The 14,624-nt window shown below is 62.8% G+C and carries 11 protein-coding genes and 1 tRNA gene; 7 read left to right on the top strand and 5 right to left on the bottom strand.

Annotated features, from left to right (window positions below):
* Window positions 1–113: 113 nt before the first annotated feature.
* The 4 genes from AB6B38_RS05845 to AB6B38_RS05830 form a co-directional block, all read right to left on the bottom strand.
* Window positions 114–962, bottom strand: coding sequence for a TauD/TfdA dioxygenase family protein (locus AB6B38_RS05845; RefSeq protein WP_371394840.1), 849 nt, complete (start codon window positions 960–962; stop codon window positions 114–116).
* 70 nt (window positions 963–1,032) lie between these two features.
* Window positions 1,033–2,988 carry a BCCT family transporter gene (locus tag AB6B38_RS05840; protein ID WP_371394839.1) on the bottom strand — a complete coding sequence of 652 codons (1,956 nt, stop codon included), beginning with the start codon at window positions 2,986–2,988 and terminating at the stop codon, window positions 1,033–1,035.
* A 24-nt stretch (window positions 2,989–3,012) separates the two neighbouring features.
* Window positions 3,013–5,031, bottom strand: a complete 2,019-nt coding sequence (locus tag AB6B38_RS05835; protein WP_371394838.1) for a sulfotransferase — start codon at window positions 5,029–5,031, stop codon at window positions 3,013–3,015.
* Between the two features lie 100 nt (window positions 5,032–5,131).
* Window positions 5,132–7,699, bottom strand: a complete 2,568-nt coding sequence (locus AB6B38_RS05830; RefSeq protein WP_371394837.1) for a TonB-dependent receptor — start codon at window positions 7,697–7,699, stop codon at window positions 5,132–5,134.
* A 375-nt stretch (window positions 7,700–8,074) separates the two neighbouring features.
* Here AB6B38_RS05830 and AB6B38_RS05825 point away from each other — a divergent pair, with 375 nt between their 5' ends.
* The 4 genes from AB6B38_RS05825 (at window position 8,075) to AB6B38_RS05810 (ending at window position 11,867) form a co-directional block, all read left to right on the top strand.
* Window positions 8,075–8,581 carry a MarR family winged helix-turn-helix transcriptional regulator gene (locus AB6B38_RS05825; RefSeq protein ID WP_371394836.1) on the top strand — a complete coding sequence of 169 codons (507 nt, stop codon included), beginning with the start codon at window positions 8,075–8,077 and terminating at the stop codon, window positions 8,579–8,581.
* An 81-nt stretch (window positions 8,582–8,662) separates the two neighbouring features.
* On the top strand, window positions 8,663–10,687 hold the full coding sequence (locus AB6B38_RS05820; protein WP_371394835.1) for an acetyl-CoA carboxylase biotin carboxylase subunit: 2,025 nt from the start codon (window positions 8,663–8,665) through the stop codon (window positions 10,685–10,687).
* 137 nt (window positions 10,688–10,824) lie between these two features.
* Window positions 10,825–11,181 carry a DUF805 domain-containing protein gene (locus AB6B38_RS05815; protein ID WP_371394833.1) on the top strand — a complete coding sequence of 119 codons (357 nt, stop codon included), beginning with the start codon at window positions 10,825–10,827 and terminating at the stop codon, window positions 11,179–11,181.
* A gap of 164 nt (window positions 11,182–11,345) precedes the next feature.
* Window positions 11,346–11,867, top strand: coding sequence for a hypothetical protein (locus AB6B38_RS05810; RefSeq protein ID WP_371394832.1), 522 nt, complete (start codon window positions 11,346–11,348; stop codon window positions 11,865–11,867).
* A 338-nt stretch (window positions 11,868–12,205) separates the two neighbouring features.
* Here the strand turns inward: AB6B38_RS05810 and lipB are convergent, their stop codons facing one another.
* Complete coding sequence (gene lipB / locus AB6B38_RS05805) at window positions 12,206–12,886, bottom strand: lipoyl(octanoyl) transferase LipB (protein ID WP_371394831.1); 681 nt, start codon at window positions 12,884–12,886, stop codon at window positions 12,206–12,208.
* A gap of 103 nt (window positions 12,887–12,989) precedes the next feature.
* Here lipB and AB6B38_RS05800 point away from each other — a divergent pair, with 103 nt between their 5' ends.
* From AB6B38_RS05800 to AB6B38_RS05790, 3 genes are all read left to right on the top strand, one after another.
* Window positions 12,990–13,235 (top strand): FliM/FliN family flagellar motor switch protein, encoded by a 246-nt coding sequence (locus AB6B38_RS05800; RefSeq protein ID WP_371394830.1) that lies wholly within the window; start codon window positions 12,990–12,992, stop codon window positions 13,233–13,235.
* Between the two features lie 94 nt (window positions 13,236–13,329).
* Window positions 13,330–13,414 (top strand) — tRNA-Leu (locus AB6B38_RS05795).
* A 193-nt stretch (window positions 13,415–13,607) separates the two neighbouring features.
* Entirely contained in the window at window positions 13,608–14,603 is a 996-nt protein-coding gene (locus AB6B38_RS05790; protein ID WP_371394829.1) for a Kelch repeat-containing protein, read from the top strand.
* Window positions 14,604–14,624 lie beyond the last annotated feature (21 nt).

The raw sequence follows: 14,624 nt of genomic DNA, 5'->3' as shown, positions 1-14,624 counted from the left end.
ATCCGGGGGACCCATGCCTGAGAGCTTGACGCTAGCGGTTTCGGTGCAGGCATGGGTCACCCGCATGCGCGGGTGATGACAATCGTTGGGGGCCGGGCCCCCGGATGGTTGCCCTAAGGCCCTGCCACCGTGGTGCGGTGCATCAGGCGGGCATGGCCGTCATATCCGCCCGTCGCCATGTGCTGGGTGCAGCGATTATCCCACATCAGCAGCATGTCCGGCTCCCATTCATGGCGGTAGACAAAGCGCTCATCATGGGTGACGCCATAAAGCTCCACCAGCAGGAAGAAGGCTTCCTCGTCGGTCAGGCCCTTGACCGTTTTCACATAGCCCGGATTGATGAAAAGCGCCTTGCGGCCCGTCTCCGGGTGCACGCGCACGATCGGGTGGGCCTTGGTGTTGCGGGCCTCCGGCGCGGCGCGGATGGTCATGGACCTGTCCTTGGCGTCATTCTCGCCATAGACCCCGTCGGGCGCATAGGCCAGGGCAGCGGAATGGATCGCTTCCAGCCCTTCCAGCTTTGCCTTCATCTCGTCTGACAGCGCCTCCCAGGCCGCATAGCCATTGCAAAAGAGCGTGTCTCCGCCGACAGGCGGCGTGATCTTGGAGTGCAGGATCGTGCCGGCAGGCGGGGTGTCCTGAAAGCTCCAGTCAGAGTGCCAGGCGGCGGCAAAGACGGACGCCTTTTCGTTGGCCGCGCGCTTTACCTCGATGATGTGGGGATGGCCGTCGATGGGCGCGATGAAGGGATCATCGCCAAAGGGGCCAAAATACTGCGTGAAGCGCTCCAGATCCTCATGGCTCATGGGCTGGTTCGGGAAGGCCAGCACCAGATGCTCCAGCCAGGCCGCGCGGATGGCGGCAATCTCGTCCGTCTCAAGCGGTTTTGACAGATCCACGCCCGTTACCGATGCGCCAAGGCTTGCGCCGCTGGGCGTCACCTTGATGCGTGAAGCGGTCATGGCGATGGTCTCCTCCCGTTTTCAGCCAAGGCTGCAGGCGGCGGGAGCCGGGGTCAAGCAGGCGCGCGCCTCACCCTACATGCTGCATGTGGTGGAGCCATTGCAGATGGTGCTCGTAATGGCGCAGCAGGTCGCGGATGAGCTGGTTCTTCGAATAGCCGAACACATCGTAATGCTGTCCGCCCGCCCGCAGGAAAACTTCAGCGCGGGCGTAGGAATTGTCATCCGTCTCGGTGCGTTCGACCTCTGCGTCAGAGCTCGCCTCATAGCTCTTCAGCGCGACGCCATAGATAAAGTCCGGCTCGTCCCCATGGCCGACGCGCAGCCAGAGCCGGTCGCCCTCGCGTTCCACTTTGGCGGTATGGCCGAGCTTCTCCATCTCCGGGATCAGCTCGTTGAAGGCCGGGGTGGCGGTGTCGTTGATCCAGCTTTCCACTTCGGACGGGGCGGGCCGGGAGAACATGAGGCGCAGGCGCACCCTCCACGGTACCGCTACACCCTCCACCGGCATCTGGGCAGCGCTCTGCTGGCCGGCCTTGCGCGCGGTTTCCATGGACCAGGCGCGCACCAGTCCGATAAAGGCCAGCCCGATTACCAGCGTGAAGGGCAGGGCGGCGGCGATGGTGGCTGATTGCAGCGCAGCGAGCCCGCCCCCGATCAGCAATACGGCTGCCACCAGTCCTTCCAGCAGCGCCCAGAACAGGCGCTGCCAGATGGGTGGTGTCAGTGCGCCGCCAGAGGCGAGGGTCGATTTCACCAGCGAGCCGGAATCTGACGAGGTGACGAAGAAGGTGGTAATCAGCACGATGGCGATGATCGAGGTGATCGAGGCCAGCGGCAGCGTGTCGAGAAGGGCAAACAGGGCCAGTTCCGACTGCCCGCCGCGCACCGCCTCCACGATGGGGCTGGCGGTATTGGCCATGACCTCCAGCAGGGCTGAATTGCCGTATATCGTCATCCACAGGAAGGTGAACAGGGTCGGGCCAAAGAGCGCGCCGATGATAAATTCGCGAATGGTGCGCCCGCGCGAGATACGCGCGATGAACATGCCGACAAAGGGCGACCAGGATATCCACCAGCCCCAGTAGAACAGCGTCCACGCGCTGACCCATTCCCCGTCGCCATAGGCATCGACATTGAAGGTCAGGGTGGCCAGCTGGTCGACATAATGGCCGATATTCTGGACATAGGCGCCAATGAGAAAGAGCGTCGGCCCCATAATCAGCACAAAGGCAAGAAGCGCGATGGCGAGATAGAGATTGATCTGCGAAAGCCGTCTGATCCCCTTGTCGAGGCCGGCCAGGACCGATGTCGTTGCCATCAGCGTGATTATCGCGATGAGCACAACCTGCACCGGCGCTGAAATTTCCAGACCGAAGACGGTGTTGAGACCGGCATTGATCTGGGTGACACCATAGCCGAGCGAGGTGGCGACGCCAAACAGCGTGCCAAGGATTGCGATGACATCGACCAGATGGCCGATTGGGCCGTAAATCCGGTCGCCGATCAGGGGGTAGAGCGCGGAGCGTATGGTCAGCGGCAGGCCGTGGCGGAAAGCAAAATAGGCAAGGCTGAGGCCCACAATCACATACACCGCCCAGGCGTGTATCCCCCAGTGGAAAAAGGTCAACACCATGGATTGCTGGGCCGCCGCCTGGGTTTCCGGGCTGGCGTCTGGCGGGCTGAGATAGTGGGTGATGGGCTCGGCAACGGCGAAGAACATGAGGCCGATGCCCATCCCGGCGGAGAACAGCATGGAGAACCAGGCCATGAAGCTGAATTCCGGCACGCTGTCATCGGGACCCAGCTTGATACGCCCCCAGTCTGACAGCGCCACGATCAGCGCGGCGATCAGGAAAATGCCGATCCCCACCGAATAGACCCAGCCGGCTGTCTCGGTGATGAAATCGCGCGCCGCGCCAAATATCACGGCGGCCTGTTCTCCGGCGATCAGCACGCCGGCCACCCCGCCAATCGCGAGCAGGGCGGCAGGAATGAAGACGGCCGGTTCGATCTGTTTTGTCATCGGGCTTGCCTTTGCTGGCGGCTATCAGGCGGCGTTGGACTGTGTGTGGTCGCGGCGCCAGTCGGTCAGGGCCGGGCCTAGCGCGGATTTGAGCGGGTCAAGGAAGGGCTCGAACGCCTTCCATTGCTCCAGGCCCGAGCGGTAAAGCGGTTGGCGTACCTGCTCGGAGCTGGCGGTGCGCACCTCGCGCCGGGTCTTGTGGAAATCGACGCAGGCCTGCTCGAAGGGCAGGCCGCAGAAATCGAGAATGCGCCGCACCTGAGCCTCGATATTGTCGACCACATCCTCGTGGATGACGCGCAGGACTTCGCCGGGCAGTACCGCGTCCCAGTGGTCCATCAGCTCGACATAGGCGCGGTAATAGCGCCCGATCTCCTCCAGCCCGTAAGTGAACTCCTGACCCTCGGCAAAGAGCTGCTTGAAGCCGGAAAAGCAGCACGCCATTGGATGGCGGCGCGCGTCAATGATCTTCGCGTTCGGCAGGATCAGCTTGATAAGGGCTATATGCCGGAAATTATTAGGCATCTTGTCGGTGAAGAAGGGCGCGCCCTTGCGGTGGATCGCCGTCTCCTCGATATAGCGCTGGCCCAGCGCAGCCAGCTCATCGCCCTCCATCTCGTGCAGGATACGCGGATAGCGTGTGCGGTCAGACCGGTCGCGCCCGCGAAGGGAGTGAGCGGTGGCCAGGATATTGGGCAGTTCCAGCGTGCCATCGACCTGGCTGTGCGAGGCGAGGATCTGTTCCAGCAGGGTGGAGCCGGCGCGCGGCAGGCCGACAATGAAGATCGGGGCCGGATCGTCATGGCCCTTGCCGGACTGCTTCGCGAACAGTTCCGGCGTGCACAGCGTCTTTTGCGCCTCCAGCTCTTCTTCCATCTGGTCCGAGGTATAGCGCGTCTGACGGCGCTTCAGCTCATTGCCGCGCGCATAGGCGTCAAAGGCGCTCTCAAAGTCCTTGCGGTCTTCATGGGCCTTGCCGAGCGCGAAGCTGAGATGGATGCGCTGGGCGTGGGAGAGGGCGCCGTCTGCCTCGCTTTTCTCCATCGCGGCCAGCTCAGCGTCGGAGAAGCGATAGGTCTTCAGATTGGCCAGCGCATACCAGGCATCGGCGTGGGCGGGCTGGCTGGCGATGGCTGATTTATAGGAAGCGATGGCCTTTTCGCTTTCGCCAGCGGTTTTGAGGGCATGGCCGCGCGAGGTGAGGGTGGCTGGATCCTCGGGGAGGGTTTCCAGCACCCGGTCAAAGGCGGCAAGGGCGGTCTCGTAGTCGCCGGTCTGCATCGCCTCGATGGCGAAATGGGAGAGGAAGACCGGGCTGTCCGGATCGCGTTCCAGAAGGGCGCGCGCCTGTTCCAGAGCGGCGGCGAACTTCTGCCGCTTGCGCAGCACCTGAATGTAATCGAGGCGCACCTGGATATTGTCCGGTTCGAATTCCAGCGCGCTTTCCAGCAGGAATTCGGCGTCATCGGTGACGTTGAAACGCACACCGATTTCGGCGAGCAGGCGCATCGCCTCGACATGCTTCGGATTGGCTTTCAGGAAGGAGCGGCACAGCGTTTCGGCGCGCAAAAGCCGACCCTCATACAGATGGTGCATGACCGCGATGAGGGGCTTGGGCAGGGCCGCTACACGCTCGCCTTGCGCGCGGGCAGCGGCGCTGTCCTGCGTACGGCCCTTGGCGGCGAGAATATCGGCTTGCGCAGCCCAGCTGGCGGTCAGGGCCGGATTATACTGGCAGGCGCGGGCATAGGCGGAGAGGGCGCGTTCGTTGTGGCTTAACGCACGCAGCAGATGGCCTTCCTCCTGCCAGGCGCGGCCAAACTCCGGCTGGACGATTTTCAGCTTTTCCAGCGTGGCGGCGGCCGCGTCGAAACGCTCCAGATAGCGCTCGCAGACGGCGGCCATATAGAGCGCTTCGCCATGGTCCGGCTCAGCCTTCAGCACAGGCGCAAGCGCGGTGAGCGCATCGGCGAACGCGCCTTGCATCACCTTGTCCTGCGCGGTCTTCAGGGCCGCATCATGTGGGCTGGAAGTCTCGTTCAAATCGTGCCCCGTCAGGGAAAAGAGAAAGCGCCCCGCATGGCGGGACGCTTTCCATTATCGGCCATGAGGCCGATGAGACAACACCGTCAGGTGTTCCAGATCAGTACTGGACACCGACACGGACGCCGACCGTGCGCGGACGCATGATCGTTACCCGCTCGCGGTCGAACACGAAATTATTGCTGAGCTGGGCCCGCTCATTCGTGATGTTGTCGGCAAACAGCTCCACCCGCCACTGGTCGGCGGCAAGGCCGGCCGAGAAGGAGAACACGGTGTAGCTGTCAAGATCGGCCGAGTTGATGTCGATGACATCGCTGCGCGAACCTTCAGAGTAGATGACTTGCGGCATGACGTGGGCCGTCCAGCCATTGGCGGTATTCCACTCATAACGGGCGCGCAGATTACCCTGGAAGCTCGGCGCAAAGGCGAGATCGGAGCCTGCCGTCACATCGTCGGTCGGCGTGATGACGCGGGTGATCTCGGTGTCGAGGAAGGAGAACGCACCTGCCACCGTAAGGCCGGGAACGGTCATCGGCGCCCAGGTGACATCACCTTCAAGGCCACGGATTTCCGCGTCCGCAGCGTTATCGGAGAAGAACAGGTTCACGATGCTCGGATCGAAGATCGTGGTCTGCAGACGGTCGATCTCGACATAGAAGATGCTGCCGTTGAAGCGCAGCTGGCGGTCGAAGAGCTCGGTCTTCCAGCCAAACTCGTAATTGCGCACATCGTCAGTATCGAGCGCGAACGGCACGGTATAGCCGCCCGGTCCCGGCGCACCGCCCGGACGGTTCAGCAGACCCGGACGGAAGCCTTCCGAATAGGTCAGGTAGAACAAGGTCTCCGGGGTAGGCGTCCAGGTGCCCGTTACTTTGGTGATTACGCCATCGGTCTGGGCCGAGGAGGGCGCGCGCACCGAGTTGAAGATCTGCGTGGCCTGGGCGGTGGAATATCCCATCGCCTCAATGTCCGCGATCGTATCGGCCATGGTGAAGGTCTGGCGCAGCGCCGGATTGCACGAACCGATGAAGGTGAACTCACCGGACCCGTCATAAAGATCGGAGATATTGGTGCCGAACGCGTTCTGGTCGGTGCCGCCCGAATTACAGAAGGACGAGTTCGCCGTGCCTTCAAGGCCGACATCGATGTCATACCAGCGCGCGCCCAGCGTGATGGCGAAGGTGTCCGGCACGACGTCCAGCGTCACTTCGCCGAACACGCCCAGTTGCTCGTCCGTGCGGCGCACATCATTGCGGAAGATCACACCCGCCGGGAACGGTCCTGGATCGGACTGGAAGGCGCCCGGAAAGGGGAAGTTCGGCGCAAACGGGCCGAACGGCTCGGCTGCCAGCATGCCCGGATAGTGGAAGTCATTGCGTTCGACCAGCGTCAGATCGCTATAGAACGCGCCGACCGTGGCGCGGATGCGATGCTCTTGCGGTGTGGTAGCGCGCAGTTCGTGGGTCCACACATCGGTCTGCGAGGCGGAGTTCACGAACAGGTTCGGGGCCTGACACGTGCCGGAAGGATCTGCCGCGCCCGGATAGGTCACCGATCCGTCACAGATATAATAGGGCAGGTACTGGCCGACGAAGAGATAGTCGGAATAGTCCACGCGCTGATCGGTGGAGCGGTCGGTGAAGGCACCGGTATAGACCACATCGAGCATGCCGATGCGCCCTTCGGCGGTCCAGTTCACATTCTTGAATTCGTCCTCGATGCGGTCCTGCTCGAAGCGCTGGATCTGCAGATCATCAAGCTCTGGATCGACGAAGAACACGCCGTCGGACTCAATGCGCTGCTGCGCATAACCGATCGTCAGGCGCCAGTCATTGTCGAACTCATAGCGGCCCGCCACGCGGAAACCGGCATAGGTGGTGTCGTTGAAATTATCCTGCACCAGTCCGGCATTGTCCGCGTCGATGAAATTCACCCCGGACAGGTCAGCGGTGGACTGGAAGCCAGCGCGCTGGGCAGAGACCGGCACGCCATTGGCGCGCACCGTACCTTCGGGGCGGAAGCGGGCGGATTCAGAAACGTTGCGGGTGCCGGCCACATTGTCGATATAACCACCCTGGTTATCGACATAGGCCACCGCGCGGATGGCGAAGTTGTCGCCGAGCGGCAAGTTCACCACGGCCTGCACCTGATTGCTCATATCCCCGTCCTGGGTGAAGGATACCCCGGCGAGTGAAGATGCGGAGAACTCACCGATCACCGGCTTGTTGGTGATGAGGCGCACCGTACCGGCCTGCGAGCTGGCGCCATAAAGCGTGCCTTGCGGTCCGGGCAGCACTTCCACCCGTTCCATGTCGGCGGCGTAGACATCCAGATTGCGGCCCGGCTGCGCGAGCGGCTGCTCATCGAGATAGAAGGCGACGTTGGGCGACAGGCCCGCAACACCGGCCACCGTCAGGTTCGGCGTCGTCGAGGCAATGCCGCGGATATAGATGGTGCTCTGACCCGGTCCGCTGCCGCCGGCGGTGATGCCGGGCAGCTGGGTCAGATAGTCGGTGAAGGTGTCCACGCGCAGCTCGTCGAGCGCGCTGGAATCCAGTGCATTCACCGCCACCGGAATGGATTGTGCGTCGGCCTCGGTCTTGGTGGCCGTCACGGTGATGACTTCAACCTGCGCGCTTGCGCTGCCGGCCGCGCCTGCGGCCATCATGGTTGCAGATAGTATCGTGCTTGTGAGCACCCGTTGCTTGAACGATCTCAAAGGTCCGCCCCTTTTTTGCTGAATGGTTCGTGGCGGAGTTATAGGGATCGCGAGGCGTCTGGCCAGATTTGCTTCCTGTCAGAAGGATTATCTGTGCCGCATTTTCGAGAACTTTCGTTTGCAGGTGCGTTCAACCACATGAAAAAATGGTATAAATACCAAGTGTGATAGTAATGCAACGATATATGACGCATTCTGCACGTAGGTCATTGTGACGGTCAGCATTGATGCATATGCATCGTGTACGAAGCAAAATCGTGCATGGCTGGCGTGCCGGTCCGGACTGCCCTACAACGCGATGGCGTCAACAGACAGGACCGCCCCGTGAAGGATCACGACGAGATACTGATCGCCCTGCGCCGGATAATCCGGGCTGTGCATCTGCGTTCGAAAAAGCTGGAAAAAGAGACCGGGCTCACCGCGCCGCAATTCATCGTGCTGCAGGCGCTAAGCCGTCACGGGGCGATGAAGCCGAGCGCCCTGTCGCGTGAGATATCGCTGGGTCAGCCGACGGTCACCGCGATTCTGGATCGCCTCAAGCGCGCCGGACTGATCGAGCGCACCGCGAGCACCAGCGACCGGCGCAGCTCACCAGCACAGATCACACCGGCCGGCCTGGCCGTCATCGAGACCTCGCCGGAGCTGTTGCAGGTCGGTTTCCTGAAAGCCTTCCGCAAGCTTCCCGACTGGGAGCAGCATATGCTGATCGGCGCGCTGCAACGTGTGGCCGAACTCATGGACGCTGGCGATGTCGATGCCTCGCCTATCCTCACTGGCGGTTCTGAAATGGTGAAGCCAGCATCAGACGGCAAAGACCCGCCGAATGCCTGACTTGCGGTGGCGTGACGCTGCGGGCTAAACCGGGCGCAAGACATCGCTTTTCCCGTCCCTTCAGTCCGGCTGGCACGCTTCATGTTCAAGAAAATCCTCATTGCCAATCGCGGCGAGATTGCCGTTCGCGTCATCAAGACCTGCAAGCGCATGGGGATAAAGACCGTCGCCGTCTATTCAGAGGCCGATGCCGACAGCCTGGCGGTCGAGATGGCCGATGAGCGCGTCTTCCTGGGCGGATCGCTGCCCGCCCAGTCCTATCTGGACATGGACAAGATCATCGCGGCGGTAAAGGAAACCGGGACAGAGGCCGTCCATCCGGGCTTCGGCTTCCTGTCGGAGAACGCCAAGTTTGCCGAGCGCCTGAAAAAAGAGGGTATTGGCTGGATCGGCCCGAACCCGCATGCCATCTCGGCCATGGGCGACAAGCTGGAGAGCAAGAAGCTCGCAGCCGCTGCCGGTGTCAGCACCGTGCCGGGCTTCAAGGGCGAGATCGTCGATGACCAGCAGGCCGTCGAGGTGGCCGGTGATATCGGCTATCCGGTGATGATAAAGGCGTCGGCTGGCGGTGGCGGCAAGGGCATGCGCATCGCGTGGGATGAGAGCGAGGTGCGCGAGGGCTTCCGCGCCGCGCGTTCCGAAGCCAAGTCCTCCTTCGGCGATGAGCGCATACTGATCGAGAAATTCGTCGAGAAGCCGCGCCATATCGAGATACAGGTGCTCGGCGACAAGCACGGAAACGTCATCCACCTCAATGAGCGTGAATGCTCGGTCCAGCGGCGCAATCAGAAGGTTCTCGAAGAGGCCCCGTCGCCCTTCCTCGACAAGAAGACGCGCGAGAAGATGGGCGAGCAGGCCGTGGCGCTCGCCAAGGCGGTCGACTATGACAGCGCCGGCACGGTGGAGTTCATCGTCGATCCCAACAAGAACTTCTACTTCCTTGAAATGAATACACGTCTGCAGGTGGAGCACCCGGTCACAGAGCTGACCCACGGGCTTGATCTGGTTGAGCAGATGATCCGCGTGGCGGCCGGTGAAAAGCTGGAGCTGGCGCAAAAGGATGTGACCATCAAGGGGTGGGCCGTTGAGGCGCGGCTCTATGCCGAAGACCCGTATCGCGGCTTCCTGCCCTCCATCGGGCGTCTGGTGCGCTATGTGGAGCCGGCAGAAGGCCCCAGCGGACCCGGCACGCTGCGCATCGATTCCGGTGTGCGCGAGGGCGATGAAATCTCCATGTTCTATGACCCGATGATCGCCAAGGTGATCGGGCAGGGCGATACGCGCGAGAAGGCCATCGACGCCCTCGCGGCAGCGCTCGACCGGCTGGACGTGGCGGGCCTGCAATCGAACGCGCCTTTCCTGGCTGCTGTGCTGGACGAACCTGATTTCCGCAAAGGCGCGATCCATACCGGCTATATCGAGGAACATTTCCCTGATGGCTTTCACGGCACCGCGCCCAAGGAAAGCCAGTGGCGCGCCTTCGTGGCCGCATCGGCCCTGATCCACACCGTCTTTGTGGAGCGCGCGGCGCGTATTGCCGGGCGCATCACGCCGGGCGTGGGCGATGGCAAGCCGCAGAACTGGACGGTGCTGATCGATGACCAGCAGTTTGCCGTCGAGATCACGCTTGAGCGCAGCCTTGATGGCGGGTTTGCGGCCACCGTCTACATGCCGGGCCTCAGCGCGGAACCGCTCAATCTGGAAACCGGCTGGCAGCCGGGCAATCATCTGTTCGAGGCGAAGCTCGGCAAGGAGAGCTTCAGCCTGTCGGTGGAGGACCGTACGCAGGGCTACTGGCTGCGCCACCGGGGCTTTGCCGCGCTGGTGCGGGTGTATTCCCCGCGCATTGCAGAGCTGGCTGCGCGCCTGCCCGAACGCCCCGAACCCGATACCAGCAAGCAGATCATCAGCCCGATGCCGGGCCTGATCGTCTCGGTGGCGGTGGAGCCGGGCCGCGAGGTGAAGGCGGGCGAGGTATTGCTCACCGTTGAAGCGATGAAGATGGAAAACGTGCTGCGCGCCGAGCGCGACGGCATGGTGAAAACCGTCAGCGTGAAAGCAGGCGACAGCGTTGCCGCAGACGAGCTGCTGGTAGAGCTGGAGTAACTTTTTTCCGGTTTTTTGTTGACCGCGCCTGCCCTGCGGGCCGACGCTGGACCAAGGATTGAATCGCGTATCCGGCCCCCTCAAGCCCTCGCGCGCCGATCCGGTTTGTTTTGGCCAGCCCCCGGAGGGACAAAAACATGAATTTCATGGACGCCGTAAAATCGGTCTATTCCAACTATGTCGGCTTTCAGGGCCGCGCGCGCCGCAGTGAATACTGGTGGTGGTTCCTGTTCTACGTCATTGTCTATGGCGTGCTTTACGCCGTCGATATGAGCGTGTTCGGTTATCCGATGCTGGCCGGTCTGTTCGCGCTGGGCAGCCTGATTCCGGCTATCGCGGTGGGTGTGCGCCGTCTGCATGACACCGGGCGTTCGGGCTGGTGGATCCTGATCGGCCTGGTTCCGCTTGTAGGCTTCATTGTGCTGCTCATCTTCTACGTCATGGACAGCCAGCCGGGCGTGAACCAGCACGGCCCCAACCCAAGGGTGCTGTAGCCGCTGCGGCCGATGCGGTGTCTGGCGAATAATTCTGTTCATCATTTTCTTGATGCGGACGGGCGCGGGTGATGAACCTGCGCCCGCTTGTCTTCCGCCCGTTCCCGGCTTGGGCTAGAAGCGGCGCGACATACGCTTTTCCCCCTGCCCGGAGCCTCACCCGCGTGCCGATCAATTTTCGAGCCATATTCCTGCCTGACACGCGCGCTGATGCCGATACGTTCTGGCTCGGCCTTGGCCTGATCGCCTTTGCCGATGCGCTGCGCCTGACCCTGCTGGATGGGGGCCTGGCCATGTTTGGCTGGCTGGTGATCCTGTTCTGCCTGGCCGCGCTTCACATCAACCGGCTGCGCGATGCGGGGCGGCAGGGGCCGCTGGTGATCGTGCCTCTGGCGGCGGGCGTGGGGGTGAAGGCGCTTGTCGCCATCATCGCGGTGACGGTTGCCATCTTGCCGGGCTTCATGGACTATCTCGAAGCGCAGGGCGTCGACATCAACGATCCCGCCCAGGTGCAGGCCGCCGGTCAGGATGAAGACCTCATCGCCGGCTTCCAGCAGCGTATGATCGAGAATGAGGCCGAGACGCTGGCCGCTTTCTCTGCGGGCGACTGGCCCTCGGCGGTCGCTTTCTGGCTGACCGTCTTTGCCATCGGCTTCTGGTTCGCGCGCATGCCCCGCAGGGGGTGAGGGGGTTTTCCCCAATCCTTGTCATCACCCGCTTCATGCAGGTGATCCATGCCTCTTTTAGTTCCGCAACGCGGATGCGTTGCGATGTTCCGCGAATACCCGCCTGCGCGGGCACAGGCAGTCGCGGGCGCGCGTTCGCGCGTTTCAGGCCGCAAAGCGGCCAGGAAGCCCTCGTCCTTCGAGACGGCTTCTGACGAAGCCCCTCGGGATGAGGGCTTGGGCGTACTTTTCCCTCATCCTGAGGGTGAGCGAAGCGAACGTCTCGAAGGATCAGGGAAGAGCAAGCTCTCAGGCATGGTTGGCCCGGATAAACCGGGCCATGACAAAGTTAGTACCCCCTACACCGGTGGTGCCTCGTCCTCTACGGCGCCGAATACCTCCACGAACGCTGATTTCAGCGCAAAGTCGGCATCGTCCATGGTCACGGGCAGGCCAAGATCGGTCAGGCTTGTGACGCCAAAGGACGGATTGGTGATCCCGCACGGCACGATCCCGCCAAAATGGGAGAGGTCCGGCTCCACATTCAGCGCGATGCCGTGAAACGAGATCCAGCGGCGCAGGCGGATACCGATAGCGGCGATCTTGTCTTCGCGGGGCGGCCCGCCGACGGGTGTGCGGTCCACCCACACCCCGATCCGGTCGCAGCGCTTCTCGCCCTTCACGTTAAAGCTGTCGAGCGCGCCGATGATCCAGTCTTCGAGATTATTGACGAATTGCCGCGCATCGCGGCCGCGTTCCCTCAAATCCATCATCACATAGGCCACACGCTGGCCCGGTCCGTGATAGGTGTATTCGCCGCCCCGGCCCGAGCGATAGACCGGAAACTTCTCCGGCTCGCGCAGGTCCGAGGCGTCCGCGCTGGTGCCGGCGGTGTAGAGGGCAGGGTGCTCCAGGAGCCAGATCAGCTCGCCCGCCTCGCCGCGATGAATGGCGGCCACGCGCGCCTCCATCGCTGCTACGGCGGCGTCATAATCGACCGGGGCTGCAGAAACTGCCCATCCGGCTGGTTTTTGTTGCATTGCTTAACGCCTCGGAAACCGGCCCGGAACATCGTGTGTAAACGCGCCGCTTTCAAGTGAGGGTGTGCGGCGGGAAAAACGCGGGACAAGGTATCATCACACTATGAGTCAGCTTGGCGCTGTGCAGATTGAAATTGCGGTTCTTCTGGGCCGCTCGCGCCTGCCTATCCAGCAATTCTTGCGGATGGGGCGCGGCGCGGTGATTCCCCTTGATGCCGCGGAGCATGAAGAAGTGTGGATTCTGGCCAATAACCATCCCATTGCGCGCGGAGAGATCGTGATCCAGGGCGATCATATCGCCGTGTCGATCACCGACGCAGCCGATGTACACGACTTTTTCGCGGTCTGACGCGGCCTCTGGTGTCCGCGAAAATCGCGCGCGCTCGCGCAGTGAAGGGCTTTCCTTTCCGCTTGGGTCTTGCTAAACGCCCGTCTCCCAGTTTGCGGCCGTGGCGGAACTGGTAGACGCGCAGCGTTGAGGTCGCTGTGGGGCAACCCGTGGAAGTTCGAGTCTTCTCGGCCGCACCATTTTCTCTCCCCTCGAGAGATGAAAAAACGCCCGGTTCGCCTCTCGCGGACCGGGCGCTTTCTTTTTAACCCGCGCGCTTCATCTGACCACTCGCCTTGCCGGGCTGCACACAGTAGGCTCTTGGCCATAATCCTGCCTTCCGGCGAGGGAAGGCTTAAGGTCTGGTCGTTCGCAGTGCGGAGGGTGCTGTCTTTGCGCCGTTTTGTCTCTTTTTCCACCTTGTCTGCTGTTGCCCTGGTACTGGTTGCAGCAAGCCCGTTGCCGATTGCTGCCCACGGTCAGGACGAGGCCAGCAGCGGGCTGGTCCTGCATGCGGGCTGGCGCAGCGGGCCAGAGCTGGAGAGCGCACGCGCCGGTCTCTCCGCCGTGGCGATGGACGGGCATATCTATGCCGCAGGCGGGGCGGGGCGGGTGACGCCGCGCGACAATTTCGAGGTCTATGACAGCGAGATCAATCGCTGGCGTCCGCTCTCGCCGCTGCCGGAAGGGCTGGAGCGTTTCGGATTTGCCGCCGCTGACGGGCGCATCTGGGCGGCGGGCGGATACAGTTCGGAATCGGGCCGCGAGCCGATAGCGGAGATGTGGTCCTACGACCCGGAAATGGACGTATGGCAGAGCGAGACGCCGATGCCGGCCGCGCGCGCAGCCTTCGCCATGGTGGCCCATGAGGACCGGCTGTATGCCGTCGGCGGCATTGAGGAGCCGGGCGGCATCTTCGTCTTTGATATCGAGACGCGCGAATGGGCGGCGCTGGACGCGCCTTCCGACCTGCGCCGCCGTGATGCCGGCATCACGCTGGTGGAGGGCGAGATCTGGGTGACAGGCGGCATTGTGAACCGCCGGGCCGTTGCCCGCGTGGATATCTACAATATCGACAGGCGTGAGTGGCGGCGTGGCCCGGACCTGCCTGCCGCCCGCGCCGGCCATGCGCTGGTCTTCGACGGTGCCCGCCTGCTGGCGCTGGGCGGACGCGGAGATGATCTGCGCTCCACCTACGCCACGGTGTTCGCCATAGAGCCCGGTGCACGCAGCTGGCGTGAGGACGGATCACTGACGGCCGCGCGCACAGAGGCTGCCGCCTCGGTTCTTGACGGCGCTGTGTTCCTGATTGGCGGCGGCGTCGGCGGCGGCGTGTTTGCGCCCTTCACCGCGCTGGCCACAGTGGACGTGCTGGGGCGCGGCCAGTAGCGCGGCAACCAATTTGCAACG

The organism is Glycocaulis abyssi, from assembly GCF_041429775.1.
GTDB classification, from domain to species: domain Bacteria; phylum Pseudomonadota; class Alphaproteobacteria; order Caulobacterales; family Maricaulaceae; genus Glycocaulis; species Glycocaulis abyssi.
The sequence above is the reverse complement of the archived record's forward strand: the minus strand, read 5'-3'. Positions and strand labels throughout refer to the sequence as shown.